Source organism: Streptococcus sp. 2022WUSS083 (assembly GCF_044427155.1).
GTDB lineage: Bacteria > Bacillota > Bacilli > Lactobacillales > Streptococcaceae > Streptococcus > Streptococcus hashimotonensis.
In genome coordinates this window covers 26,403-49,281 of sequence record NZ_JAOTGK010000009.1, presented here as the reverse complement: position 1 = coordinate 49,281, position 22,879 = coordinate 26,403, and the positions used below count along the sequence as shown (strand labels likewise).

Annotated in this window: 23 protein-coding genes and 1 pseudogene; 4 read left to right on the top strand and 20 right to left on the bottom strand. The window is 40.9% G+C overall.

All coding sequences use genetic code 11. The annotated features are described in order from the left end of the window. Nucleotides 1-159: 159 nt before the first annotated feature. The 13 genes and pseudogenes from recA to ruvB all read right to left on the bottom strand — a co-directional run bounded on the left by recA (nt 160) and on the right by ruvB (nt 13,996). Nucleotides 160-1,311 carry a recombinase RecA gene (recA, locus tag ODU41_RS10135; protein WP_024388019.1) on the bottom strand — a complete coding sequence of 384 codons (1,152 nt, stop codon included), beginning with the start codon at nt 1,309-1,311 and terminating at the stop codon, nt 160-162. 51 nt (nt 1,312-1,362) lie between these two features. After that, nucleotides 1,363-2,544, bottom strand: a complete 1,182-nt coding sequence (locus ODU41_RS10130; RefSeq protein WP_398578979.1) for a competence/damage-inducible protein A — start codon at nt 2,542-2,544, stop codon at nt 1,363-1,365. A gap of 36 nt (nt 2,545-2,580) precedes the next feature. Then, on the bottom strand, nt 2,581-3,150 hold the full coding sequence (locus ODU41_RS10125; protein WP_044673310.1) for a DNA-3-methyladenine glycosylase I: 570 nt from the start codon (nt 3,148-3,150) through the stop codon (nt 2,581-2,583). A 772-nt stretch (nt 3,151-3,922) separates the two neighbouring features. Further along, nucleotides 3,923-4,513, bottom strand: coding sequence for a Holliday junction branch migration protein RuvA (gene ruvA, locus ODU41_RS10120; protein ID WP_029179972.1), 591 nt, complete (start codon nt 4,511-4,513; stop codon nt 3,923-3,925). Between the two features lie 38 nt (nt 4,514-4,551). Continuing rightward, nucleotides 4,552-6,489 (bottom strand): DNA mismatch repair endonuclease MutL, encoded by a 1,938-nt coding sequence (gene mutL, locus ODU41_RS10115; protein WP_208546141.1) that lies wholly within the window; start codon nt 6,487-6,489, stop codon nt 4,552-4,554. A gap of 117 nt (nt 6,490-6,606) precedes the next feature. Beyond that, nucleotides 6,607-8,130, bottom strand: a complete 1,524-nt coding sequence (locus tag ODU41_RS10110) for a quinol oxidase (protein ID WP_024406762.1) — start codon at nt 8,128-8,130, stop codon at nt 6,607-6,609. Between the two features lie 190 nt (nt 8,131-8,320). Next, complete coding sequence (locus ODU41_RS10105; RefSeq protein ID WP_125176043.1) at nt 8,321-9,541, bottom strand: folylpolyglutamate synthase/dihydrofolate synthase family protein; 1,221 nt, start codon at nt 9,539-9,541, stop codon at nt 8,321-8,323. A gap of 168 nt (nt 9,542-9,709) precedes the next feature. Next, on the bottom strand, nt 9,710-9,892 hold the full coding sequence (locus tag ODU41_RS10100; protein ID WP_044763871.1) for a hypothetical protein: 183 nt from the start codon (nt 9,890-9,892) through the stop codon (nt 9,710-9,712). A gap of 210 nt (nt 9,893-10,102) precedes the next feature. Beyond that, nucleotides 10,103-11,005 carry a helix-turn-helix domain-containing protein gene (locus ODU41_RS10095; RefSeq protein WP_044763870.1) on the bottom strand — a complete coding sequence of 301 codons (903 nt, stop codon included), beginning with the start codon at nt 11,003-11,005 and terminating at the stop codon, nt 10,103-10,105. Between the two features lie 213 nt (nt 11,006-11,218). Next, nucleotides 11,219-11,600 (bottom strand): annotated as a pseudogene (gene tnpA, locus ODU41_RS10090) (IS200/IS605 family transposase); the annotation flags it as partial. A gap of 14 nt (nt 11,601-11,614) precedes the next feature. Continuing rightward, entirely contained in the window at nt 11,615-12,250 is a 636-nt protein-coding gene (locus tag ODU41_RS10085; protein ID WP_398578977.1) for an HAD-IA family hydrolase, read from the bottom strand. A 1-nt stretch (nt 12,251) separates the two neighbouring features. Continuing rightward, on the bottom strand, nt 12,252-12,998 hold the full coding sequence (locus ODU41_RS10080; RefSeq protein WP_398578976.1) for a GNAT family N-acetyltransferase: 747 nt from the start codon (nt 12,996-12,998) through the stop codon (nt 12,252-12,254). After that, the gene (gene ruvB, locus ODU41_RS10075) at nt 12,998-13,996 is read right to left on the bottom strand and encodes a Holliday junction branch migration DNA helicase RuvB (protein ID WP_029172061.1); all 999 of its coding nucleotides are present in this window, start codon (nt 13,994-13,996) and stop codon (nt 12,998-13,000) included. Before ruvB ends, ODU41_RS10080 begins: the two co-directional genes overlap by 1 nt. Nucleotides 13,997-14,123: 127 nt before the next feature. Between ruvB and ODU41_RS10070 the strand changes: the two genes are divergently transcribed. From ODU41_RS10070 to ODU41_RS10055, 4 genes are read left to right on the top strand one after another with little or no spacing between them, the layout of a single operon-like run. Further along, on the top strand, nt 14,124-14,783 hold the full coding sequence (locus tag ODU41_RS10070) for an amino acid ABC transporter permease (RefSeq protein ID WP_398578982.1): 660 nt from the start codon (nt 14,124-14,126) through the stop codon (nt 14,781-14,783). Then, the gene (locus ODU41_RS10065; protein ID WP_141591463.1) at nt 14,764-15,441 is read left to right on the top strand and encodes an amino acid ABC transporter permease; all 678 of its coding nucleotides are present in this window, start codon (nt 14,764-14,766) and stop codon (nt 15,439-15,441) included. Before ODU41_RS10070 ends, ODU41_RS10065 begins: the two co-directional genes overlap by 20 nt. 4 nt (nt 15,442-15,445) lie before the next feature. After that, nucleotides 15,446-16,192, top strand: coding sequence for an amino acid ABC transporter ATP-binding protein (locus tag ODU41_RS10060; protein WP_141591461.1), 747 nt, complete (start codon nt 15,446-15,448; stop codon nt 16,190-16,192). Nucleotides 16,193-16,204: 12 nt separating this feature from the next. Next, nucleotides 16,205-17,074 (top strand): cysteine ABC transporter substrate-binding protein, encoded by an 870-nt coding sequence (locus ODU41_RS10055; RefSeq protein WP_205029493.1) that lies wholly within the window; start codon nt 16,205-16,207, stop codon nt 17,072-17,074. Between the two features lie 276 nt (nt 17,075-17,350). On the opposite strand, the gene ODU41_RS10050 is transcribed toward ODU41_RS10055, so the two are convergent. From ODU41_RS10050 to ODU41_RS10020, 7 genes are all read right to left on the bottom strand, one after another. After that, nucleotides 17,351-17,524, bottom strand: coding sequence for a hypothetical protein (locus ODU41_RS10050; protein WP_171841446.1), 174 nt, complete (start codon nt 17,522-17,524; stop codon nt 17,351-17,353). A 101-nt stretch (nt 17,525-17,625) separates the two neighbouring features. Next, nucleotides 17,626-19,338 carry an ABC transporter ATP-binding protein gene (locus ODU41_RS10045; protein ID WP_172005363.1) on the bottom strand — a complete coding sequence of 571 codons (1,713 nt, stop codon included), beginning with the start codon at nt 19,336-19,338 and terminating at the stop codon, nt 17,626-17,628. Nucleotides 19,339-19,340: 2 nt separating this feature from the next. After that, nucleotides 19,341-20,111: a hypothetical protein gene (locus ODU41_RS10040; protein WP_105115427.1), complete on the bottom strand. Its 771-nt coding sequence runs from the start codon at nt 20,109-20,111 to the stop codon at nt 19,341-19,343. Nucleotides 20,112-20,116: 5 nt separating this feature from the next. Beyond that, nucleotides 20,117-20,989, bottom strand: a complete 873-nt coding sequence (locus ODU41_RS10035; protein ID WP_105115426.1) for an ABC transporter ATP-binding protein — start codon at nt 20,987-20,989, stop codon at nt 20,117-20,119. After that, complete coding sequence (locus ODU41_RS10030) at nt 20,982-21,410, bottom strand: Msa family membrane protein (protein ID WP_029172071.1); 429 nt, start codon at nt 21,408-21,410, stop codon at nt 20,982-20,984. The genes ODU41_RS10035 and ODU41_RS10030 overlap by 8 nt, the downstream gene beginning before the upstream one ends. Nucleotides 21,411-21,424: 14 nt before the next feature. Further along, a complete protein-coding gene (locus ODU41_RS10025) occupies nt 21,425-22,003 on the bottom strand; it encodes a CPBP family intramembrane glutamic endopeptidase (protein WP_172005362.1) in 579 nt (192 codons plus the stop codon). A gap of 9 nt (nt 22,004-22,012) precedes the next feature. Next, nucleotides 22,013-22,741 (bottom strand): amino acid transporter, encoded by a 729-nt coding sequence (locus tag ODU41_RS10020; RefSeq protein ID WP_141591452.1) that lies wholly within the window; start codon nt 22,739-22,741, stop codon nt 22,013-22,015. Between the last annotated feature and the right edge of the window lie 138 nt (nt 22,742-22,879).

Here is a 22,879-nt window from a genome sequence, read left to right as displayed (position 1 = left end):
ATTTTTAAAAAAAACATTAAATTTTGGGGTAAAAATTCGGTTTTTATTAGAAAAAAGCCTGGAATCTCCAGACTTTTTCGTGCTTATACTAAACAACTTCGTACACACATATAAAATATAGGTGGCAATAGTTCAATATTAAATCTATTTTGTTAGGAATTAATCTTCTAATTCAATACCGCCATCAAGATCTAGGATAACATCTTGGATCTCTTCCGCAGCAACAGGAGCTTCTTCGGTCGCAACCTCTTCAACTCCATCTGCTTCAATCAAGCCATAATGAATACGAATCTTGCGGTCAATTTCATCAAAGATTGCTGGATTATCTGCTAAGAATTTCTTAGCATTTTCAGAACCTTGGCCAATTTTCTCTCCATTATATGAATACCAAGCACCTGCTTTTTGGATGATACCGAGGTTGCTACCAATCTCAATCAATTCACCTGTGCGAGAAATTCCTTCACCGTACATGATTTCAACAACAGCTTCTTTAAATGGTGGAGCCACCTTGTTCTTCACAATCTTCACCTTGGTTTCCTTACCAACGTTTTGATCTTTCTTGTCGCCTGTTCCTTTGATTTGCGTGTTTCCACGAACATCCATACGGACAGATGCATAGAATTTAAGCGCACGTCCACCTGGCGTTGTTTCAGGGTTACCAAACATGACACCAACTTTTTCACGCAATTGGTTAATGAAAATAGCTACTGTTTTTGTTTTGTTGATGGATGCACCGAGTTTACGCATGGCCTGACTCATCATACGAGCCTGCAAACCAACGTGGCTATCACCAATATCACCGTCAATTTCTGCACGTGGTACAAGGGCTGCAACCGAGTCAACAACAACCAAATCAACAGCACCAGAGTCAATCAACTTACCAGCGATTTCAAGACCCTGCTCTCCTGAGTCTGGCTGTGACAAGAGCAACTCATCAATATTGACACCAAGAGCTGCTGCATAGGCTGGATCCAAGGCATGCTCCGCATCGATAAAGGCAGCAATACCGCCATCTTTCTGGGCTTGAGCTACTGCATGAAGGGCAACAGTTGTCTTACCTGAGCTCTCTGGACCGTAAATCTCAATGATACGGCCCTTCGGATAGCCACCTGCTCCAAGCGCAATGTCGATTGACAAGCTACCTGAGCTCATGACTTGAACTTTTTGCTCAGCACGCTCACCAAGACGCATAACAGCACCCTTACCAAAATCTTTTTCAATTGATTTTAGGGCATCATCCAACGCTTTTTTACGCTCATCGCCAAATTTCTTTGTAATATCTTCTAATTTTTTTCCTGGTTTCTTAGCCAATGATTTTCTCCTCTTTTCTTAGTCAAACTATTATAGCAAATATCTGCTATTTCACAAAGTGTTTCGTACAAAATCCCAGGCCTGCAGACAAGCAAGCTGGCGAAGGTATTGCCACGAATAACCACCTAAATCTATCTCTTTTTGGGAAATACCCGAGGTCGTAGCCAAAGTGAGGTATACTTTTGCAAGTACGTTGTCCTCTGTTGATTCCGGTTTGATAAGCACAGACACAGCCAAACCTAAATCAGCTTGCAGTTCCTGCCGAATGCAGTCAGCTTCCTCTGATAGCCAGCCCGATTCTGTCCCTAGCTGACCGATGACTTTCCCGCCGCTAAAATACGGCTGATCAGCCAAAGCCAAACTCAATTCAGCTTGCAAGAGACCACCTGTCCCCTGTTCGACGATGGCTATAGTTTGTTTTTTCTCTATCAAACAAGACGCTACCATTTTGACCAAACTATTGTCCTCTCCGTAGGCATAGAAATAGTCTGCCAGTTTGTCATGTTGTAAGATTTCTTCTTCCAACTGATTCAAACGTAGATTTGCTTCTTCTTGGCTGGTCGCCTTGGTGGACAAGCGTAAAGTTACCTCTCCAACCTTAGCATAGGGTGCAAGAGTTGGGTCTGTCTGCTTGTCAATCAAGTCCGCCAAAACAGTCACCAACTGGCTTTCACCAATGCCAAAAAAGCGTAGGACTCGCGAATAAAGTTGCTGCTGAGATTGAGTCAAAAAAGGTAACAAACTCTCAGAAAACATAGCCTTGAGTTCACTTGGTGGTCCGGGTAAAACAATATAAGTCACACCATCTTGCTCAATCATACCACCAACAGCTAACCCTGCTGGGTTCTGTAGCGCCCGACTTCCCTCCACAATCTGCGCTTGACGCTCATTATTAGGTGTGCGAACACGACCTGGTCGACTGGCAAAGAAACGGTCTAATTTTGCCATCGCTAGTTCGTCAACAACCAACTCTTTTTGCAAAAATGTCGCTAAAGTTTGCTTAGTCAAGTCGTCTTCAGTAGGACCTAAACCACCACATAAAATGACCATATCACTCCGTTTACTTGCAATTTCAAGTACAGACAATAGTCGCTGTTCATTATCTCCAACAGCTGTGTGGAAATAAACATCAATTCCCAGCTCTGCACATTTCTCCGAAAGGAACTGAGCATTGGTATTAACGATTTGGCCTGTCAAAATCTCCGTCCCAACGGCGATTAGTTCTGCTTTCATATTCCTCCTCTGTCTAGGGTGCGATTGCTCGCTCATCTAATTAGTTCGTAATTTCTTTCCAATCTCACAAGTTTCTTCATGTTCATTCAACAGACCTGCTGCCTGCAAATAAGAATAAATACAGACAGGACCTACAAATTTGAAACCTCGCTTTTTCAAATCTTTTGAAATTCGCTCAGACAAGTCGTTCTTGGTCGGCAATTCTCGGAAGGACTTGACAGGGTTGTCGATAGATGTAAAGTTAACCCATTCCCAAAGATACGTATCAAACGTGCCGAATTCCTCCTGTACTCGAAGAAAGGCCTGGGCATTAGCACGGGTGGCGTACAGCTTTGCCTTGTGGCGAATGATGTTGGGATTGGCAAGAAGACCGTCTAACTCGCTATCTATCATGGTCGCAACCTTTTGAATATCATAGTTGAAAAAAGCAGAGCGAAAAGCCTGGCGTTTATTGAGAACAATTTCCCAGGAAAGTCCAGCTTGATAGGACTCCAAGCAGAGCAACTCAAACAGGGCCTGCTCATCGTGAAGTGGCTTGCCCCATTCTTCATCATGGTAAGCAATATAGAGTGGATTATTTAGATTAACCCAAGCACAACGGGACATAGAAACTCCTTTTCGTGAATAACTAAAGTGCGAATCAGGATAAACTGACTGAAACACGACTACGATACTTTGTAAAATTGTCAAACTGAATCCTAAATATCACCGAATAACGCAGTTGACATCTGGCAAGAGGCGTCGTTAAAACTCGCCTCTGACCTAGCTGTCATTGCGGAGGTCTCACAACGAAATTTCTGTTCGACCGTCTATTTTGCTTTGTATCGCTTAACGCCCTTTGTATCTGGACACGACATGAGCCGCAAAAATCGATATTATTTTTGTGGCGAATTAGTAAGGTACCTAGGCAAGTCGCAAATAGCGATTGCCGTAGTGGGAGCAGGAAAGAATTCTACAGATAAAAAAGAATTCGTCTACCTTCCCCCGCACAGCTCAAAAGGTTCAGTGAACCTTTTGAGGTTGGAAATGAAGCGAACTCTATTCGCATCAGTCGTGGAGGTCAGATTTGAAGTGTGAAACACGAACAAATCTGCCAATCAACCACTGCGCTGAGATGTTGACTCAAACTTTGAGTAATAAAACAAAACTTTTTAACCATCATACTGGTACGTTAGTTGAACACGGCTACGATACTTTGTAAAATTGTCAAACTGAATCCTACATATCACTGAATAACGCAGTTGACATCTGGCAAAAGGCTTCGTCAAAACTCGCCTTTTACCTAGTTGTCATTGCGGAGGTCTCACAACGAAATTTCTTGCAAAATTTCTGTTCGGCCGTCTATTTTCTCTTTGTCCTTTACGTCCTTTGTATCTTATTACTTCATCAGCATTTTAAGGGCTGACTTGATGTAGTTTTCTGCGGTGTCGTTGGTACCGTCGAAGAATTTCTTGATTTTCTTGAGTTCGGCTGGGCGGTAACCAAGGGCTTCCATGGCTTCCATAGCTTCATCAAGAGCGATATTTTCACTGGATGGTGCTACTTGTTGAACAGGACCCGCTTCTTCGCTCATGACAAACTTGCCTTCCAGGTCCAAAATCATCTGCTGGGCTGTTTTCTTGCCAATCTTCGGAAACTTGGTCAGGTAGGTAATGTTTTTCTGCTCAATAGCACGAACAAGTCCATCATTATCATCAACAGCAATAATAGCCAGAGCTGTTGTTGGACCAATACCTGATACTGAAATCAGACTCAGAAAGACGGATTTTTCATTTTCTGTAGCAAATCCGTAGAGCAAATGAGCATCTTCACGAATCACCTGATGAGTATAGACAGTCACTTCTTGCTGGACTTGTCCTGAATAGGCGTAGGGGTTAGCAACCTGCAAGATATAGCCTACTCCATGCGTTTCTACCACAATGTATTTTGCAGTTATTTTCGTTAAAATTCCTTTAATATAGTCGTACATATACTTCCTTTACTAATGTGTCAACTTTTTCAACTATGTTAATACTTGCCCAATTCTCGCAAACTCGTGTGATTTTCTTGAATGCGACGGAACATTTTTTCCATATCCGATTTGCTAAAATGCACTAAGACTGGGCGACCGTGCGGGCAGTTATAGGGATTTTGGCAGTAAGACAATTGTCTCAATAAATCACGCGCCGAATAATCATCCAAAGCATGGTTGGCCTTGATCGACCGTTTACAAGACATCATGATGGCCAGTTCTGCCCGATACTGCTTGATTGACACCTGATCCGTCAAGAGCAACATGTCACACATCTCATAGATGCCAGACTCAATCTCCTCTTCCTTCATCCAAATAGGATGTTCACGCAGAATAAATTGATTAGCTCCATATTCTTCTAAGTTGACACCAACTTGACGAAGAGCATCCATTTTGTGGACAAGGTTAAGGGCATCATTCTGCGGAAATTCAAAAATATACGGCACCAATAACTGTTGAGCTGAATTGTCAACCTGTCCAATTTTCTCACGATAGTATTCGTATTTGACCCGTTCTTGTGCGGCATGCTGGTCAATGATATAAAGTCCTGTCTTGCCTTGTGCAAATAAATACGTCCCATGCATTTGACCAAAATATTCTAACTCTGGAAATGTCGATGTTTCCTCCCGGTCTAATTTATCTGCCAGTTTTGCCAATTCTTTTGCACTTAGATTAGGATGCTCCTGATCTCCTGATTCCACCGACTGACGTTCTGCAAATTGAACGGATGTCGGTTTATTTTCGACAGGCGGCTCGACAATCTCTTGCCTATCCTCTTCGAGAGGTTTGACATCCTCAGCGACCACATCTGGTTTTAAGAAGAAGTCTTGCTTAATCGTATCATAATAGATTTTTGGCTCTTTGAGTGGTAAGGTGCCTTGCTCTACTTTTACTTTTGGTCGAGTACTTGACTGAGCTAAATTCTCAAGAGCATCTGGTATCAAGTCCTGCTCTTTAAGCGCTTGACTAATCGCCTCTCGAATCAAGGTCATAAGTTCTTTTTCCTTGGAGATGCGAACTTCCTGCTTGGTCGGATGCACATTGACATCAGCAAGATAAGGGTCAATTTCTATAGAAATGACTGCCAGCGGAAAGCGTCCAACCATCAACTTACTACCATAACCTTCCAAAATCGCTCGATTCAGCAAAAAATTCTTGATATAGCGACCATTGATGAAAATGGAAATGTAGTTGCGGTTGGCACGAGTCAACTCTGGCAAGGAAACGTAACCTGAAATCTGAAAATCCAGGTCTTCTGCCTCAATTTCAACCATTTTTTTGGCAGAAGCAATCCCATAAATCCCTGAAATTGCCTGACGAAGTTTCCCTGTCCCTGCAGTTCTAATTAATTCTCGTCCTTCGTTTACTAAGGCAAAGGCTATTTCCGGATGAGCTAGACTCAATCGATTTACAACATCAACAATATGTGATAATTCAGCCTGTTGACTGCGAACGTATTTGAGACGAGCAGGGGTATTGTAAAATAAATCCGAAACAGTAATCTGTGTGCCAACTGGACGACTAACTGGCTCCTCTTTCTCGATGACACCACCTTTGGCCTCCAAATGAAGTCCGTGTGCAGAGTCTGCCGTAGCTGTCTCAATGACCATATGACTGACAGAAGCAATGGAAGGCAGAGCTTCTCCACGAAAACCGAGGGTACGAATACGAAACAAATCCGATTGATTTTTTATCTTACTGGTGGCGTGACGGCGGAGGGCAAGCGCTACTTCATCAGGGGCAATCCCCTCACCGTTATCCGTGATTTGAATCATTTTAAGGCCAGCCTCTTCAACACTAATTTCAATCTGACTAGCCCCTGCGTCAATGGAATTTTCCACCAACTCCTTAACCACACTGGCTGGTCGCTCAATGACCTCACCAGCCGCAATCTGGTTGGCTAGTATTTCTGGTAGTTCAATAATATGTGACATCATTTCTCCTACATTTCTTTAATAATTTTTCCCGAATGCTTATTTTTCCATTATACCACATATCCACTTTCCCTCCTTTTCCCAGATAGGCTAAAGAAAAAATGACTGCCTGAGCAATCATTCATTCTTTTGATAAATCGTAAAGTAATCCGTTGTCTGAACAGACTGGTACTGTGATTCTAAATTTGTCTTGATTTCATCTAGAATTGGCAAATTCTTATTGACGACTACAAATTTTGCCTCATTTTTATTAATGTCATACATCAAGCTATTTTTATTGTCGTCAGTATTCAGATAGGGTTCTGCTGTAGTAATCGTTGCGGCAGATAAACGTTGACTTGAAAGATAGATGCTTGCGCTATTATCCCAAACATAAATCTTATCCGAATCTTTCGTTTGTTCACCAATGTAATTGGCAACTTGTTCACGGTCAGTTCTCAAATCTCCCTGTATCAAATAAAGATAAGCAGGTTGAGCGATAATACCCAAGCAAATAGCTAATGGAAGGAAGAATTGACGACGCAAATAGCCACGATGATCTTCTACATCCTCATCACGCAGATAAACGACTGACATCGCAAAACCATACGGTAAAAGAAGAATGAGTTGACTCCATTGAAAGTTTGCATTCCCAATAATAAAGACACATTGAACTAAGAAAGTCAATAATAGGAGAACTTTGATATAGGTATGTCTTCCTTGTTTGAAAGAAAACACCATTTGGATGAAACTTTTAAAGAATCCAGATAAGAGTAAAAATACAGACACAATCGCCAAGGCTAAATATAGATAGGAATGGTGAAAGTCTAACTGTAAGTTATAAAGGAAAGTTTGTTGAATAGCTGTCCCCAGAATCTGCGCCTCAAAAGCATAATAACCTACCGCATATAGAATCAAAAGAAAACCAAAAATGGTCGCTAATAATTGATAGATTCCTCGAGTAACTTGGCGGTGTTGGATATTAAAAATAAATAAAACTAGACCCGCAACTAACCAAAGGATTAGACTTTTTGGGTAAATTAAAAATACCAATGCCGCATCGATTCCGTAGAGGATAAATGCCTCATCACGCACTGCATTTTCAAAATAGCGGACCAGAAACCACACACTAGTCAAAAGAAACGGAAGAGCAAACATTTCTGCATACATCCCTCCAAAACCAAGTGCAAAAATAAACACATAGAACCAATGACTAGAACTTGTCGCTAGGTGTTCTGACTGACTAAAATAAGCTACAATCTTATAGAAATAGATTCCCGCTATCAGTAACGCTATAAACTGGAGGATTCCAAAGATAATGAAAGTCCCTCCCAGATGACCTAAGAAAGCAAGTAAGTAGAATAATAACCCGCTTGTCCCAAAGAAATCACCATAAGGGATTTGTCCATTTGCCATTGCCATCCCTGCATATAAATTTTGAGTTTGTATATTGGTTGCAAATGGCATTAGCAGTGGATTGGCTACGCTAAAAACACTTAAAACTAAGCTCCAAACAAGAGCTGGCCAATACTTTGTCTTTAATACTCTTTCATGAAATTCACCATTCAGTTGCACTTGCTGTCTGCGTGATGCTCTACGACTACGCCGATAAGTTTCCTCGGGATGAGTAACTACGTCCGAAACTACATCTAATTCTGTCATTTTCTTCTCCTTGGATTTGCTTTCCTTATTATATCAAAAAGCACTCCCGATGTCATTTCCTATCGGGAGTTCTAGAAATTTTTGCAAACTGTTCTAATTGGCGAAAGGTATGGCGTTTGAGCTTTTCAAATTCCTTTAGAAATGCTATTTTTTCTGCATGTGTCATACCTATTTATTCGCAAAAAGATATTCATTTTTTAAAAAGCCGACGAACTTCTGAGATAAAGTAGAGAGAGCCTGTGACAATCAAAATCCCTTGCTCGCTAGATTGCCAGTCTTCTATAAACTGCTGATAGTTCTCAACATAATCTCGTCCTTGTCGGTTTTCCTCAGACAAGGCACCATCATAAGCAAAGCTGGTTAATACAAGGGCAGTATGTGGTAATTTTTCGTCCAATAATTCCAGCATTTCTTGAAAGTCCTTGCGTCGAAGGGCTGAAAAGAGAATAGTAACAGGTTCTTCTTGAACCTGAATAAATTCAACCAAACGTTCTATAGCTGGGACATTGTGGGCTCCATCCAAATAGATTTTTGGCTCTTGAGCAACCAATTCCAAACGACCAGGCCAGCTGGTTTGGGCAAGGGCTTGTTGAATCAACTGAGGTTGAATGTCTTTTTGGATATTGGTCATATAGAGTATAAAAGTTTGTAGGGCTACGGCCGCATTCTCTTCTTGGTGATGGCCAGCCAGACCCAGAACTAATTCCGACAGGTCGATGTCCGTATTGCTGAACTGTCCTGCTTTATAGGTAAATTCCTGACCAAATTGATAGATAGGTGCTTGATTGTCAAGGGCAATTTGGCGACAGATGGCTGTGGTTTCTGGAGAAAGTGGTCCAAGGACGACAGGCATGTTTTCCTTGATAATCCCTGCTTTCTGCTCTGCTATTTCCCCTAAAGTCGAGCCTAATAAATCCTGATGGTCCATGCCGATGGAGGTGATCACGCTTAGGGCTGGTGCCACGACATTGGTCGTATCCAAAAGTCCTCCGATGCCCACCTCTACTAGTGCCACATCGAGCTGCTGGTCCTGGAAATAGAGGAACATAATGAGCACCATGACCTCAAAATAGCGAAAAGGCTCATAACGAGTGGCGACTTCCTGCTCCAAGTCGTAGACTTTCTGTAAATAGTGCTGAAAATCATGGTCAGAAATGGGCTGGCTGTCGATACAAATCCTGTCGTGTACGCTCACCATGTGGGGTGACACGAAACTGCCAACACGCAAGTCATGTGCCTGAAATAGCTGGCGCATAAAGGCAATGGTCGATCCCTTGCCATTGGTTCCAGCAACATGAATGAACGGCACTGCAAACTGGGGATTTCCTAGCTGTTCTAGGGCATACTCAATCTTTTCCATCTTGTAATGAAACACCTGACCTTGCTTGGTGTTTAACCAATTTTCTAACATAGCCACCTCCTACATACTGTCTAGTATAACAAAAAAGCCTAACGGATGTTGGCTTTTGAATAAGGTGAATGTTAAAAATTCCACCAGCTTGTCGAGAAATCTCCAAATGGAAAAACTTTTGTAAAAATTGTAATCATTGCTCTATCCCCTTTATTTGATAAAACTATTTTACAACTTGAGAACTTTTTCCAACAGGACAAAAATGTCCATAACAGACCATCTTGTTGCCAATCTATTTCTAATTTTAACAATTAAATATACATTACCTAACAGCCCTAGAGCATACTCAATCCTCTCCATCATGTAATGAAACACCTGACATTGTTTGGTGTTTAACCAATTTTCTAACATAACCACCTCCTACATACTGTCTATGTATAACAAAAAAAGCCTAACGGATGTTGGCTTTTTGAATAAGGTGAATGTTAAAAATTCCACCAGCTTGTTGAGAAATCTCCAAATGGAAAAACTTTTGTAAGAATTGTAATCATTGCTCTATCTCCTTCATTTGATAAAACTATTTTACAATCTTAGTAAATTTTCCAACAGGACAAAAATGTCCTATAATTGACTATCTTTTCTCCACTCTTCTTCTAATTTAGCCGTTAGGTGTGCATTACCAATTATTCTTGCAAAAAGAAGTGCTTCTTCATATAAGGCAGTTGCTGCATCTTTATCTTTATTTATTAACAACTCATATTTCCACTTAAGCAGATTAAGAATAGGTTTCTTTTGAAAATCTTGGGTCTTCTGCATTATCTTATCAAGTGCTTCAAAGAGTGTAGGAATATAGCTAAATTCTTCCTTTTGTCCCAAAAGTCCAACAGAAGTTATCATCACATCCCTTAAAATAAACAAATCCCCAGATTCAACTAATTCTACTTGACTCGGAAACTTTTCAACCAACTCTAAAAAATACTGGAAATCACTACTCTGTTTAACTTCCATTCTCAAATTGATTAGATAGAGTTGGATTATCAACAAATCATTGACTGAAAATTGTTTTTTTCTATGTATCTGTTCAAAATAATCTTCTAGAATATCTTGACCAAATTCTGCTGTCTTCGTTTCAAATACATCAATAATAGATTGAATGGCATCAATCGCTATTTTCTCTTCTTCAGGCAAGTCATCATAATAGTCATCATAGATTTCTGTCATCATATCTGCCCGTTTTTCCATCAATTCCTCATTTTCATAAGTCGGTGTACGGAGTACATCAAACTTCAGCTTAGAATATCGTTCAGGTAGAGACACATAATCTGGCATAAGCTCGTAGAGCCCCATACCTAAGCGGGTTGCGATATATTGGATTTTTGAAAAAGTCGGCTTAGAAGTACCTGCTTCGATACGGGTTAATTGGCGGACGGAGAGCTCAAGTTCGTCACCGCAAAACTGTTCACGTGTCAGACTAGCGGTTTCTCGAAGTTGACGTACACGTTGCCCAAATTCCTTATCGTTCATAAGATACCTCCAAATATTCTTTTGTATATTATAGCAAAATCATCACTCAATTTCCATACTTTTTCCTGTTTTTAAGTCATAACCACCCGTGAAAACGGGTGGCTTGTACACCGGCTATAAGCCGTTTCTCTCCAGCGACGTCTAAAGACGTTCGCTGAACTTCGTTCAGGTTAGTGCTATAATTACTTGACTAATGCCCGTAACAACGGGCTTTTATCTCGTTCTAAAACTGCCATCTGAAAATGGATCTTCATACTCTTTGACACTCAAGAATCAAGTCAATGTCATTTTTCTCCTGCTCGCGAATATATTTCGCAACTGTCTTTTCATTCAGTCCAACGGTACTAACATAGTAGCCTCTAGCCCAAAACTTTCGATTTCCATACTTATATTTTAAGTTGGCATGTTTATCAAATATCATTAGAGCACTTTTGCTTTTCAAATATCCCATAAAATCGGAAATCGAAAGTTTCGGAGGTATCAAGACAAGCATATGAACATGGTCTGGCATCATGTGTCCCTCAATGATTTCCACACCTTTGTATTGACATAGATAACGGAAAATATCAATTAAGTCCTGTCTAATTTTGTAATAAAAAACAAACGGTTTTACGTTTGTTTTTGTTTGTATTCATCGGTTAATATTTGTTTTATGTCCAATAAAGAAACAATCTTCCAATTCTTCTCCAAACCATCAATTTGCAGGTTGATGCTATGAATCCCTGCGTTGATAGCTGTTTCTACATCGAGCAGACGGTCGCCGATATAGTAGGTGCTTTCCTTGTCCAGTCCGTATTTTTCGATGAGAAATAGCAGAGCTTCTGGACTTGGTTTGCGGGCAAAACCAGAATCGCTAGTCAAGATTTCTGTGAAATGGTGACGGACACCCAACTCCTCCAAAACCTGAAAAGCATTGTCACTCTTGTGTGTATAAACGAAGTTTTGAATTCCTTTCTCTGCTGTCCAATCCAGAATTTCACGTGCACCAGCCATCAAGGGAATCTGCGTATTCTTCTCCTTCAAGGAAGTTGCACGCACACGATTAAGTTCATCGCTATCTAGACCGTACTTGTCCGCATCACGCACCAGCAAATCCTTGACAGAATAGCGAAGAATGAAATTTCTTACTTCTTCACGGTCAAAAGGAAGGTTAAATTGGTCGTAGGTTTCCTGGATGCCAGCCAAAATTGCTTCATAGGAATCCAAAAGGGTTCCATCCAAATCCCAAATAAATGTCGGTGTCATCTTATCTCCATTCATATGCTTGATAGGGTTTATCTAATTCGTAGCCCAATTTTTCAGCCAGTTTCAAGGAAGTCAAAGTATGGGCATCCCAGCTAGGATAGAGATTACGGTCTAAACAAGCTAAGATTAACTGAGCAGCACAAGCTCTAGCTAAACCCAAACCTCGATAGTCTTCCCTAGTATCCACCTCTATCTCAATCCCACCTGAATAACTGGCATAGGATGAGGCACCTGACACCACCTGTTCCTTATGCAAGATGACATAGCCTAGACCCAAATCTAAAAACTGCTCCACATCAGCATAATTACCCACCAAATCGCGTGACCAGGCTTCCACCAGACAGGCATCGTACAGATTACGGTCAATCACTTTCAGGTCAAACTCTTCAGGTAGGGCATCAATCAGTTTCTGTAAATGCTCAAGGTCAAAACTAGTATCTTTTTTCGTAGCATAACGGGTAAAGGACCGGATACTATCTCCGTAGGTCCCTTCTATCAAGTCTGACCAGGCTTGGTTTTGGGGTACTAAAATAATATCCTTTCCCTCACACATTTTTAGCAAGTCCGCATTTGGTTTTCCGGCCAAAAAACCAAAGAAGCTCTGCCGTCCATAGAGAGCTAGGGCTGACTGGGGCGACTGGGTATTATCGACATGAATCTGTCCCATTCTGCCTTCTAAACAGGTCCAAATAATTGCCTCAGGCCAATCTCCAAATAAACTAGCTACTCGTCTCATCTGCTCTGCCATTATTTTTCCGTATAGGGATAACCCAAGTGCTCGTAAGCCTTAGCTGTCGCAACCCGCCCCGTCCGTGTCCGCATGAGGAAGCCCTGCTGAATCAGGTAAGGCTCGTACATATCCTCCACTGTTTCACGTTCCTCGGCGATATTGACCGACAGGGTGTTGAGGCCGACGGGACCGCCGCCATACATCTCAATCATGGTGCGGAGAATCTTCTGGTCCACATAGTCCAGCCCCTCACGGTCCACATCCAGCATGGTCAGGGCCTTGTCCGTAATGCTATCGTCAATCAGGCCGTCGCCCATAATCTGGGCAAAATCCCGCACTCGCTTGAGCAGACGGTTGGCGATACGTGGAGTTCCGCGGGAACGACGGGCCAGCTCAATGGCCGCTTCATGGGTAATCTCCATCTCAAAGATGTCCGCTGTCCGCTCGACAATCTCGGTCAAATCAGCCAGTTCGTAATACTCCATGTGACCAGTGATACCAAAACGAGCCCGCAGGGGATTGGACAGCATCCCCGCACGAGTGGTTGCTCCAATCAGGGTAAAAGGAGGCAACTCCAGATGCACAGAGCGACTGGCCTCCCCTGCTCCAATCATGATGTCAATGTAAAAATCTTCCATGGCAGAGTAGAGAATCTCCTCAACCGCCATAGGCATACGGTGGATTTCATCGATAAAGAGGACATCGCCAGGCTCCAAATCGTTGAGAAGGGCCACTAAATCGCCTGCCTTTTCAATGACGGGACCACTGGTCTGCTTGATATTGACGCCTAGTTCGTTGGCAATGACAAAGGCCATGGTGGTCTTACCCAGACCTGGAGGACCAAAAAGAAGAGTATGGTCCAAGGCTTCATCACGGAGTTTTGCCGCCTCGATAAAGATTTTCAACTGGTCCTTGACCTTGTCCTGACCGATGTATTCATTTAATTTCTGCGGACGCAGGGTACGCTCAACGTATTCCTCGTCCTGCATTTGTTCCATGTCTAAAATTCTACTCATGCATCTATTATAGCATAGCCCGTTAACTGATAGAGAAAACTTATACCTCCCATTAAAAAAATAAAATTTTCAAGCAAAAGCATATATGTTACTATAAATTCAATACTTCACAAAGGAGGTGAATCTTCTGGATTGGAACTTTATTCAAGAATCCATACCACTCTATCAAGAGGCATTCATTCTAACGATCAGACTCGCATTCCTCGGAATTATCGGTGCTTTTAGCTTGGGGTTGATTATTAGTATCATCCGTTATTATCGTATTCCTCTTCTTCAACAGATTTCTACAGCTTATATTGAGTTATCACGCAATACTCCCTTGGTCATTCAACTTTTCTTCCTCTACTATGGTTTGCCGAGATTGGGAATTGTGCTGGATGCTGAAGTCTGCGCCATTGCTGGTTTGATTTTTCTAGGTGGTTCCTATATGGCAGAATCCTTCCGTAGTGGATTTGAGGCTATCAAGAAAAGTCAGATAGAAATCGGAGCTAGTTTGGGTCTGACAAATTGGCAAATTTTCCAATATATCTTGCTCCCTCAATCACTAGCTATCGCTCTACCTTCCTTTAGCGCCAATGTCATCTTTCTCATCAAAGAAACTTCCGTCTTCTCCATTATTGCCTTGGCCGACCTCATGTACGTCGCTCAAGATTTGATTGGACTACAATACGAAACAGACGAAGCGCTCTTTCTCCTAGTGAGTTCCTACTTGATTGTCCTGCTTCCACTCTCGCTTTTCTTTTATTACCTAGAAAGGAGGATTCACCATGCAGGATATGGGCATTAAAGTCTTACTAGAAGGAAATAATTTGCAACGGCTAATGACCGGGCTTGGTGTTACACTCTGGATTTCCTTTCTCTCTATCGGTATTTCCACCATTGCTGGACTAGGATTTGGCATCATCATGACTTCAAAAAATAAGCTGATTGTATGGATGTCACGGATTTATTTAGAAACCATTCGCATTGTACCCCAGCTGGTCCTACTCTTCCTTTTCTACTTTGGATTAGCACGGGGATTCAATATCAATATTTCCGGTGAACTGGCCGCGATTATAGTATTCTCACTTTGGGGGACGGCTGAAATGGGAGATTTAGTTCGAGGAGCCATCACTTCTCTACCTAAACACCAATTCGATAGCGGATTAGCATTGGGGTTAAGCAAACGAAGTCTCTATCGCTATGTCATCATTCCTCAAGTTCTACGCAGACTACTCCCACAGGCAATTAACTTGGTCACCCGCATGATCAAAACCAGCTCTTTGGTTATCCTCATTGGCGTGGTCGAAGTCAATAAAATCGGGCAACAGATTATTGATTTTTACAGGACTAGCTCCCCAAGCGTGTCCTTATGGATTTACGGAGTAATTTTCTGTATATACTTTATGATTTGTTTCCCAATATCTGCATTTTCTCGCTATCTCGAAACAATTTGGAAGGAGTGAAGTCGTGAGTCAACCTGTCTTAGAATTACAAAATATTACTAAAAATTTTGGTCAACAAACCATTCTCAACCATCTTTCCTTATCCATTAAGGAAGGAGAAGTGGTCGTCATCTTAGGTCCTTCTGGTTGTGGGAAGAGTACACTACTCCGTTGCATCAACAAACTTGAAAGCATTCAAGAGGGCGATATTTTACTAGATGGCCAATCTATTCTGTCTGGTTCACTTTCTCTACAGGATATTCGGCAAAAAATTGGCATGGTCTTTCAAGATTATGAACTCTTTCCCCATATGGATGTCTTACAAAATCTGACCCTTGCTCCTGTCAAAACCCTAAAACGCAACAAAGAAGAGGTTCAAGCAGAAGCCGAGACCTTGCTAAAACGGGTAGGACTTGAACAGAAAAAACATAGTTATGCCAGAGAACTATCTGGCGGGCAAAAGCAACGGGTGGCTATCATTCGTTCCCTCCTGATGCACCCTGAAATTTTATTATTTGATGAAGTCACTGCATCTCTTGACCCAGAAATGGTTCGGGAAGTCTTGGTTCTTATCAATGATTTGGCAAAAGAAGGACGGACCATGCTGATTGTGACGCATGAAATGGAATTCGCACGCGCCATTGCTGACCGCATCATTTTCATGGACAAGGGAGAAATTATCGAAGAGAATACTGCTCAGAATTTCTTCCAACATCCACAAACTCAACGGGCTCAAGCCTTTCTAACAACTTTTGACTTTAATCATTTTTAAAAGGAGAATTTTATGAAAATCTTTAAACCTATTTTTGCTATTTTTAGTGTCATAGCTGCGATTATTTTAGTTGCCTGCAGTAATACAAGCACTTCTTCAACTAGTTCCAGCAGTTCCACAAGTGGAGCAACCGCACGTACTCTTGAAGAAATCAAAGAAAGTGGAACAGTCAAAATCGGTGTTTTCAGTGACAAGAAACCATTTGGCTATGTGGATGCAAATGGTGAATACCAAGGATATGACGTCTATCTAGGCAACCGTTTGGCAAAAGAATTGGGCGTTGAGGTAGAATACGTCCCTGTCGAAGCTGCAAACCGTGTGGAGTATCTCACTTCTGCCAAAGTTGACATCATCCTAGCCAATTTCACAGTAACAGATGAGCGAAAAGAACAGGTTGACTTCGCCCTACCTTACATGAAAGTATCCCTCGGCATCGTGTCTCCAAGCTCTGCTGTCATCACTGATCCAGAACAACTCAATGGTAAAACCCTCATCGTCAGCAAAGGAACCACAGCTGAACTTTATTTTGAAGAGAATTATCCAGAAGTCAAACTTCAAAAATACAACCAATACAGCGAGGCCTATGCTGCCCTCTTAGACGGACGTGGCGATGCCATGAGTACAGACAATACTGAAGTTCTCGCATGGGCCTTGGAAAACAAAGGTTTCGAGGTTGGTGTAAAAGCGCTAGGGGATGTAGACACTATCGCTCCTGCCGTCCAAAAAGGAAATACCGAATTACTTGATTTCATCAACCAAACAATTGAAAAACTTGGTGAGGAAGAATTCTTCCATAAAGCCTACGAAGAAACCCTTCAACCAGTATATGGTGATGCTGCCCAAGCTGATGATCTTGTTGTAGAAGGTGGAGTTATTAAATAATATTTGAAGAATAATAAGGTGCAGAAATACATTTGCATCTTTTTTTGAGAAAAATAAAAACAGCCGACTTTTGCCGACCGCTCTCAGGAGATTATATGATACCTAGCTCTTGTCGCTTGCGACTTAGAGCTAGGGACACCTTTAGGTGAAAAGTTTTCGCTATTTCTAGCTTGGATATAGTATAACTCGCCAAGCTTAAGGGAAACTAAAACAGAATTCGTTTTATGTGTTTTTCATTATTTATAAAAACATCTGTGATTTTTGCTCACAGCTACTTTACTCCTCAATTCGCACATGAACAAACCATTTGTCAATTCGCTTCTTCCCAGATCGCCGTAACCGCTCTGCGATCCCCTCCATATATTTTTCAAACTTTTCTTCCATCTTTGAAACTTTCGAGTCCCCTCTATCGTTTCCTCCCAAAGATAATGTGTAAGTTGCTTGTTTCATTCTCTTCTCCTATCTATTTATTGTACAAGTAATCATCAGTATTCCATTTTATTATTAGGTAACCCTAGACTTAGACTGGTCAGTCCGTCGACTCCCATTCACTAACTGGCTTGCGGTAAGCCTCTTAAGAAATTTTGATAGAGATAATTCCTCTCCACTAACTGCTGATGAGGACCATAGTCGGCCACTTGTCCATTTTTATCCAAGACCAAAATAGCATCCGCCTCACGCACTGTGTGCAAACGGTGAGCAATGGTTAGCCTTGTTTTCCCAGCTGTTAAACGGTCAATCGCTTTGCTAATGACACGTTCTGTGACAGTATCTAAACTTGCTGTCGCCTCATCCAACAAATAGATAGGATGCTCTAACAACAAGGCTCTCGCAATGCTAAATCGTTGTTTTTGGCCTTCCGACAAACCTGTCCCATTTTCTGAAATCCGAGTATCTAAACCATCTTCCAACTCAGCTACTAAATGAGACAATCCCAACTCCTTGAGAATATGAGCAATACGCTCTTCAGACACTGACTCGTTCTTTCCATACAATAGATTTTCTCTAATCGTCCCATGGAAGAGAGTATTGTCCTGAGGTATGAAGGAAATCAGCCTTCTCATCTCCTTGGTTGAAATATCACTTAAGCATTGTTGACCAATCCGAATCTCTCCTTGGTAGTCTTGATAGTATTTCATCAGCAAGGCAAAAATAGTTGATTTTCCTGCTCCACTTGGACCAACAATCGCCACATGAGCTCCTTCAGGAATTCTAACCGATACTCCATTCAAAACCGGATCTGTATGATAGGAAAAACGAACATTTTCCAACTGGATACTAACTTCATCAACCAACTCTGTATCTGCCTGTTCTTCCTTATTCAGCTCTAACAACTCTACCAAACGTTTAGACACCGCATGAAACTCCGTTAGTTCATTTAAGGAAGAGGCAATGTCTGTTACTGGGTCAATCAGTTGCATCATGTACAATACGAAGGTTGTCAATGTGGCCATGGTCATCACTCCCTTGGTCACTTCTATACCTGCTACCAGCAACATCAGAATGATAAAACCCGTCATCAAGCTACTAACCAAAGTATGTTGCACTGCTGATAGTCTAATCATTTTCTCAAAGGTTTGTGACAATTTCTGAAAAGACTTGCCCATCTCTCGTTGTTCATGCTTTTCTCCCTGAAAGGCCTTCATCAAACGAATCGTTGTAAATTTATGACTAATTCTACTAGAAACCTGCCCTAATCCTTCTTGGTAAGCAGAGTAGTAACCTTCCAGCCGCTGATTCATTGGAATCATAACCATTGACAACAAAGGAAGCAACAAAAGACTAAGACCTGTGAGCCACGGACTGATGGTCCACAGAAAATAAATTGACCCGACAACCATCAAACCATTCATCAAGAAATTTGGAAGAATAACGGTAATGAAGTTCAAAACAATCGACATATCATTGGTCAAACGACTGGCAAGATCACCGGATTGGTACTGATCCAAGTCCTTTACAGATGTAGTCAACAAGGATTCATAAATAAATTGTTGCAACTGTTTGAGTGCATTACTACCACTACGCCCGATGAAATAATTGGATAGGGCTTGTACCGTATAGACCGATACAAAGAAAAGGATAAAACCAGCCAGCAATTCTGGTCGTGTTAATAGATTGCTTAAATAGGTTTGATCTAGCAACTGACCAATAAACTGGGGAAGGAATAAGCCCATTCCAACCCCAAGAGCACTCAGCGCTATTCCAAACAAGAACATCGTTTTATTCAGCGATTTCAACAACACTCCTACGAGTCTTCTATTCATACCTAGAACTCCAAATTCTTGAACTTTTTCGCAGCAATTTTAGTAAATACGAGTACGTAAACAAGCGTCACACCAATAGCTCCTAAGTAAGCAAGTCCCACTCCTGTTAGACCTTCGCTCGCTAAAGGCATATAACTAGTTGGAAAAATCATCGCAACTGGACCGCCAACAACTGCTAAAATCATCATAGTAATCGTCACCAAAAATCCTGTGATCATTGTGGTAATATTTTTCAAATACAAGCAAAGAGCCGTTGCCAAACTAACCGATAAAATATCTTTTAGTAAATAAGCGACAATACAAAACACATTACTCAAACTCTCTGCCAAACTAGTATCAAAAACGGACGGACTGCCAAAAGGCAGGTGAATTACTCGAACATAATGTACAAATGCAGATGTCGCAAAGAAGAGACCATAGAAAATAACAATTGTTGCTAAGAGACCCAAATATTTAGACCAGAAAATCTGTTTCCGCCCAAGATCTCTGTATAAAAACATGGTATGTTCATCTACTTCTTTCCTAAAGACAGAGATAGCCAAGAAATACAGGGTCAAACTAGGAAGAATAAAACTATCCACAGAGCTCATCATCATATTCGTAAAGGCAACGAGACTAACCGACCCCTCACTAGCATGAATTTGCATAAAATTCGACCCTTCAATAAATGAAGTGACTAGATAAATAAAAGGAAACAAAGTGAACAGGAGATAAATCTGCGTCTCCTTTCGCTTCCAAATCGTTCTAAAGATAGCTGGAAAAATTTGCTTCATACTCACTACCCTTTCGTAAAGATTTCTTTCAAGTGATTCTCTTTCACTTCTAGTTTCACAATCAATTCTTGACGAGCCAATACACCAAAAATCTGATTTAGCTCACTTGTAGGTGTAGCAGTGGAAATCTCTAACACTTCCCCCTCTAGCACCACATGGTCATTGAGCAAAGCCTCTACAGAATCTAGGTTTTTAGTCGTATCCAACTGCACGAGCACACTTGGATGAGATTTGCCTTCAAAAGCCTCGGCCAATTCTCCCGATTCGATATAGACATAGCGGCTGCACAAGGCCTCCAGCTCACCTAGTTGGTGACTCGAAATCAGCATGGAAATTTGTCGCTCACTCGACCACTGCTTCAAAATATCAATCAATTTCTGAACACCAATCGGGTCCAAGCCCACAAACGGCTCATCTAAGATAAGGAAATCTGGCTCCGCAACCAAGGCAATTGCCAAAGCAGTCCGTTGTTTCATACCAAACGAGAATCCCTTGGGTTTCCGATTGCGAGCATCCCATAACTCTACCAATTTCAAAGTCTTCTCAATATTTGGATAGAGGTCTTTTTTCCCATGCAGATCCAAATAAAACTTAAGATTGTCCATAACTGTCATTTCTGGATAGAAGACGGGATCAATCATAATTCCAAAGTCTGCCAACAAATTATCCTGACTAAAAATATCCATACCCTTATAAGTAATGGTTCCTGAACTTGGTTTTAGAGACTTGGCCATTAGTTTCATGAGCGTAGATTTTCCAGCTCCATTTTTCCCAATCAGCCCAACAATCTCGCCCTTATTGATCTCTAAACTCACATCTTTTAGTGAGTAAAATTCGTTTCCTGCAAACTGTTTTGATAAATGATTGATTTTAAGCATAAGTAACTCCTTTTTCTTTCTGACGACCTGTTTGTTGAATAAAATATGTAGCAAAAGCTATGCCATAGTACACTACAGCAACAAATAGTATTTGTGATGGAGCTAACAGATCACTAGCTACCTCAACACTCATGACATCGTCTGAAACTGTATTCAGTTGAGAAAACTGAGCCCACTGACCATTGCTACTCGTAATGTAGGCAAAAGCAGCATAAAATATCATTGACATTGTTGGAAAAATGCCTGCTGACCATGCTTTCCAAGAATTATCCTTTAGCAATCCTAAACAGATTGAATTGACAATGGGTGGTAGCAAATAGGTCAACAATAACAAAATAGGAACCGAAAGGCTTAACAGTAGTTGCGAACTTACAACTGTCAAACAAGTATAAAATAAACTCAATAGTAGAATAAATATCATCATAACCCTCACAATTAAAATGGAAATCTCGAAACCAACAGATTGTAGATCCAATGTCCTCCGATAGCATACTGCAATCCAAAACGTGTAGCTAACACAGAGAACAATAAACCTAGTGGAGTTCGAATGATTAGATTATCCAACAATGGATAATTCATATGTAGCAAAACTCCAAACAAGAGAGAAGTGACCAACATAGCTAGCCAAGTAGGGTATTCACTTTTTAGAATACGGTAGATAAGATAACGGAACAAGAATTCTTCACAAGTCGCAATAATAAATTGATTGACATATTCTTCACTTTGAATAAACCAGAAATTGATCAGGAAAATTGCAATAGCCAGCAAAACAAAAATTTTCCAACTGAACTTTACTTCCGATAGCTCCTGACAAAGTTGATAACGCTTGGTTAACATAGATGGAAGTAGAATAAACCCTACTGGCATTCCAACCAGTATAGAAAATAGGTAGGCTACCTGTAAAAATTGACTGGGACTAAACAAAACCATAGATGTTGCTAGAAGATAAGAAATTGATGCTAAAATAATCAAAGCAATGGATAAGGCAACCGGTCTAATATAGCGAATTACCATAAAATACCTCTAAAACTCCAGTTTTTCAAAGTTCGAACGGCCTTTGAGATAGATAGCAACAATATAAAATGTGTTCACAGCTGCTACCAAGGACCATGCAAGCAGTGGCTGATTAAGTTTCATCTGAGCATAGCCATTCGGTACGACATAACGAACTCCAGTGAGAAATGGTGCAGTTGTTGTAAACAGCGACCAAAAAACTCCTGCTAAAACTGCCTGTAAGGATTTGGCTTTGATAGAAACCATGGCAACCAATAGAATACCGATAACATTGATTGAAATTGTTGCAAAAATAGATAGGAGAGTGGACTGTACATTATTCCAATCATCCGATACTACTTTTCCAGAAGCATTCAAGAAACCAAAATAAGCAATCGCACTTGTCAGCATTGTTAGAAGGACATAAGAGGCATACATCGCCACTAAACTAATGATTTTTGCATTAAAAAGTCGGGTTCTATTCAGATCTTTATATAAAAATAGAATACCACTATCAATCTCATCCCTAAAAACTGCGGAAATTATCAAGGATAACAGCAATGTTGGTAACACAATCCCATCCTGTGTTGCCAATGCTGCCCCTAGAAAATCTAAAAAATTATCTGTATATTCAGCTTTTACACCTACCAAAAATTTAGACAATATAGGAACTAAGATTGGTAAACCAGCAAAGGCATAGAACAAAGCAACATCTCTTCTATAGATAATCGATTTAAAAATAGACCTAAACATATTCATATTGTTTCCCCTTTTTATCAATAAGATAGGAACTGTAACAAATTCCCATCTTATTGATAGCTAAATCAAATTAGCTATCAAGTTCTTTTTACAAAGTGTGACGACCGCGGCGATAAGTGTATTTGATAATACCTAGAT

What these genes read in the sequence shown, in the direction of transcription:
- ODU41_RS10130 (WP_398578979.1), bottom strand. Translation starts at nt 2,544, where the DNA reads ATGAAAGCAGAACTAATCGCCGTTGGGACGGAGATTTTGACAGGCCAA.
- ODU41_RS10125 (WP_044673310.1), bottom strand. Translation starts at nt 3,150, where the DNA reads ATGTCCCGTTGTGCTTGGGTTAATCTAAATAATCCACTCTATATTGCT.
- ruvA (WP_029179972.1), bottom strand. Translation starts at nt 4,513, where the DNA reads ATGTACGACTATATTAAAGGAATTTTAACGAAAATAACTGCAAAATAC.
- mutL (WP_208546141.1), bottom strand. Translation starts at nt 6,489, where the DNA reads ATGTCACATATTATTGAACTACCAGAAATACTAGCCAACCAGATTGCG.
- ODU41_RS10110 (WP_024406762.1), bottom strand. Translation starts at nt 8,130, where the DNA reads ATGACAGAATTAGATGTAGTTTCGGACGTAGTTACTCATCCCGAGGAA.
- ODU41_RS10105 (WP_125176043.1), bottom strand. Translation starts at nt 9,541, where the DNA reads ATGTTAGAAAATTGGTTAAACACCAAGCAAGGTCAGGTGTTTCATTAC.
- ODU41_RS10100 (WP_044763871.1), bottom strand. Translation starts at nt 9,892, where the DNA reads ATGTTAGAAAATTGGTTAAACACCAAACAATGTCAGGTGTTTCATTAC.
- ODU41_RS10095 (WP_044763870.1), bottom strand. Translation starts at nt 11,005, where the DNA reads ATGAACGATAAGGAATTTGGGCAACGTGTACGTCAACTTCGAGAAACC.
- ODU41_RS10085 (WP_398578977.1), bottom strand. Translation starts at nt 12,250, where the DNA reads ATGACACCGACATTTATTTGGGATTTGGATGGAACCCTTTTGGATTCC.
- ODU41_RS10080 (WP_398578976.1), bottom strand. Translation starts at nt 12,998, where the DNA reads ATGGCAGAGCAGATGAGACGAGTAGCTAGTTTATTTGGAGATTGGCCT.
- ruvB (WP_029172061.1), bottom strand. Translation starts at nt 13,996, where the DNA reads ATGAGTAGAATTTTAGACATGGAACAAATGCAGGACGAGGAATACGTT.
- ODU41_RS10065 (WP_141591463.1), top strand. Translation starts at nt 14,764, where the DNA reads ATGCAGGATATGGGCATTAAAGTCTTACTAGAAGGAAATAATTTGCAA.
- ODU41_RS10055 (WP_205029493.1), top strand. Translation starts at nt 16,205, where the DNA reads ATGAAAATCTTTAAACCTATTTTTGCTATTTTTAGTGTCATAGCTGCG.
- ODU41_RS10050 (WP_171841446.1), bottom strand. Translation starts at nt 17,524, where the DNA reads ATGAAACAAGCAACTTACACATTATCTTTGGGAGGAAACGATAGAGGG.
- ODU41_RS10045 (WP_172005363.1), bottom strand. Translation starts at nt 19,338, where the DNA reads ATGAATAGAAGACTCGTAGGAGTGTTGTTGAAATCGCTGAATAAAACG.
- ODU41_RS10040 (WP_105115427.1), bottom strand. Translation starts at nt 20,111, where the DNA reads ATGAAGCAAATTTTTCCAGCTATCTTTAGAACGATTTGGAAGCGAAAG.
- ODU41_RS10035 (WP_105115426.1), bottom strand. Translation starts at nt 20,989, where the DNA reads ATGCTTAAAATCAATCATTTATCAAAACAGTTTGCAGGAAACGAATTT.
- ODU41_RS10030 (WP_029172071.1), bottom strand. Translation starts at nt 21,410, where the DNA reads ATGATATTTATTCTACTATTGAGTTTATTTTATACTTGTTTGACAGTT.
- ODU41_RS10025 (WP_172005362.1), bottom strand. Translation starts at nt 22,003, where the DNA reads ATGGTAATTCGCTATATTAGACCGGTTGCCTTATCCATTGCTTTGATT.
- ODU41_RS10020 (WP_141591452.1), bottom strand. Translation starts at nt 22,741, where the DNA reads ATGAATATGTTTAGGTCTATTTTTAAATCGATTATCTATAGAAGAGAT.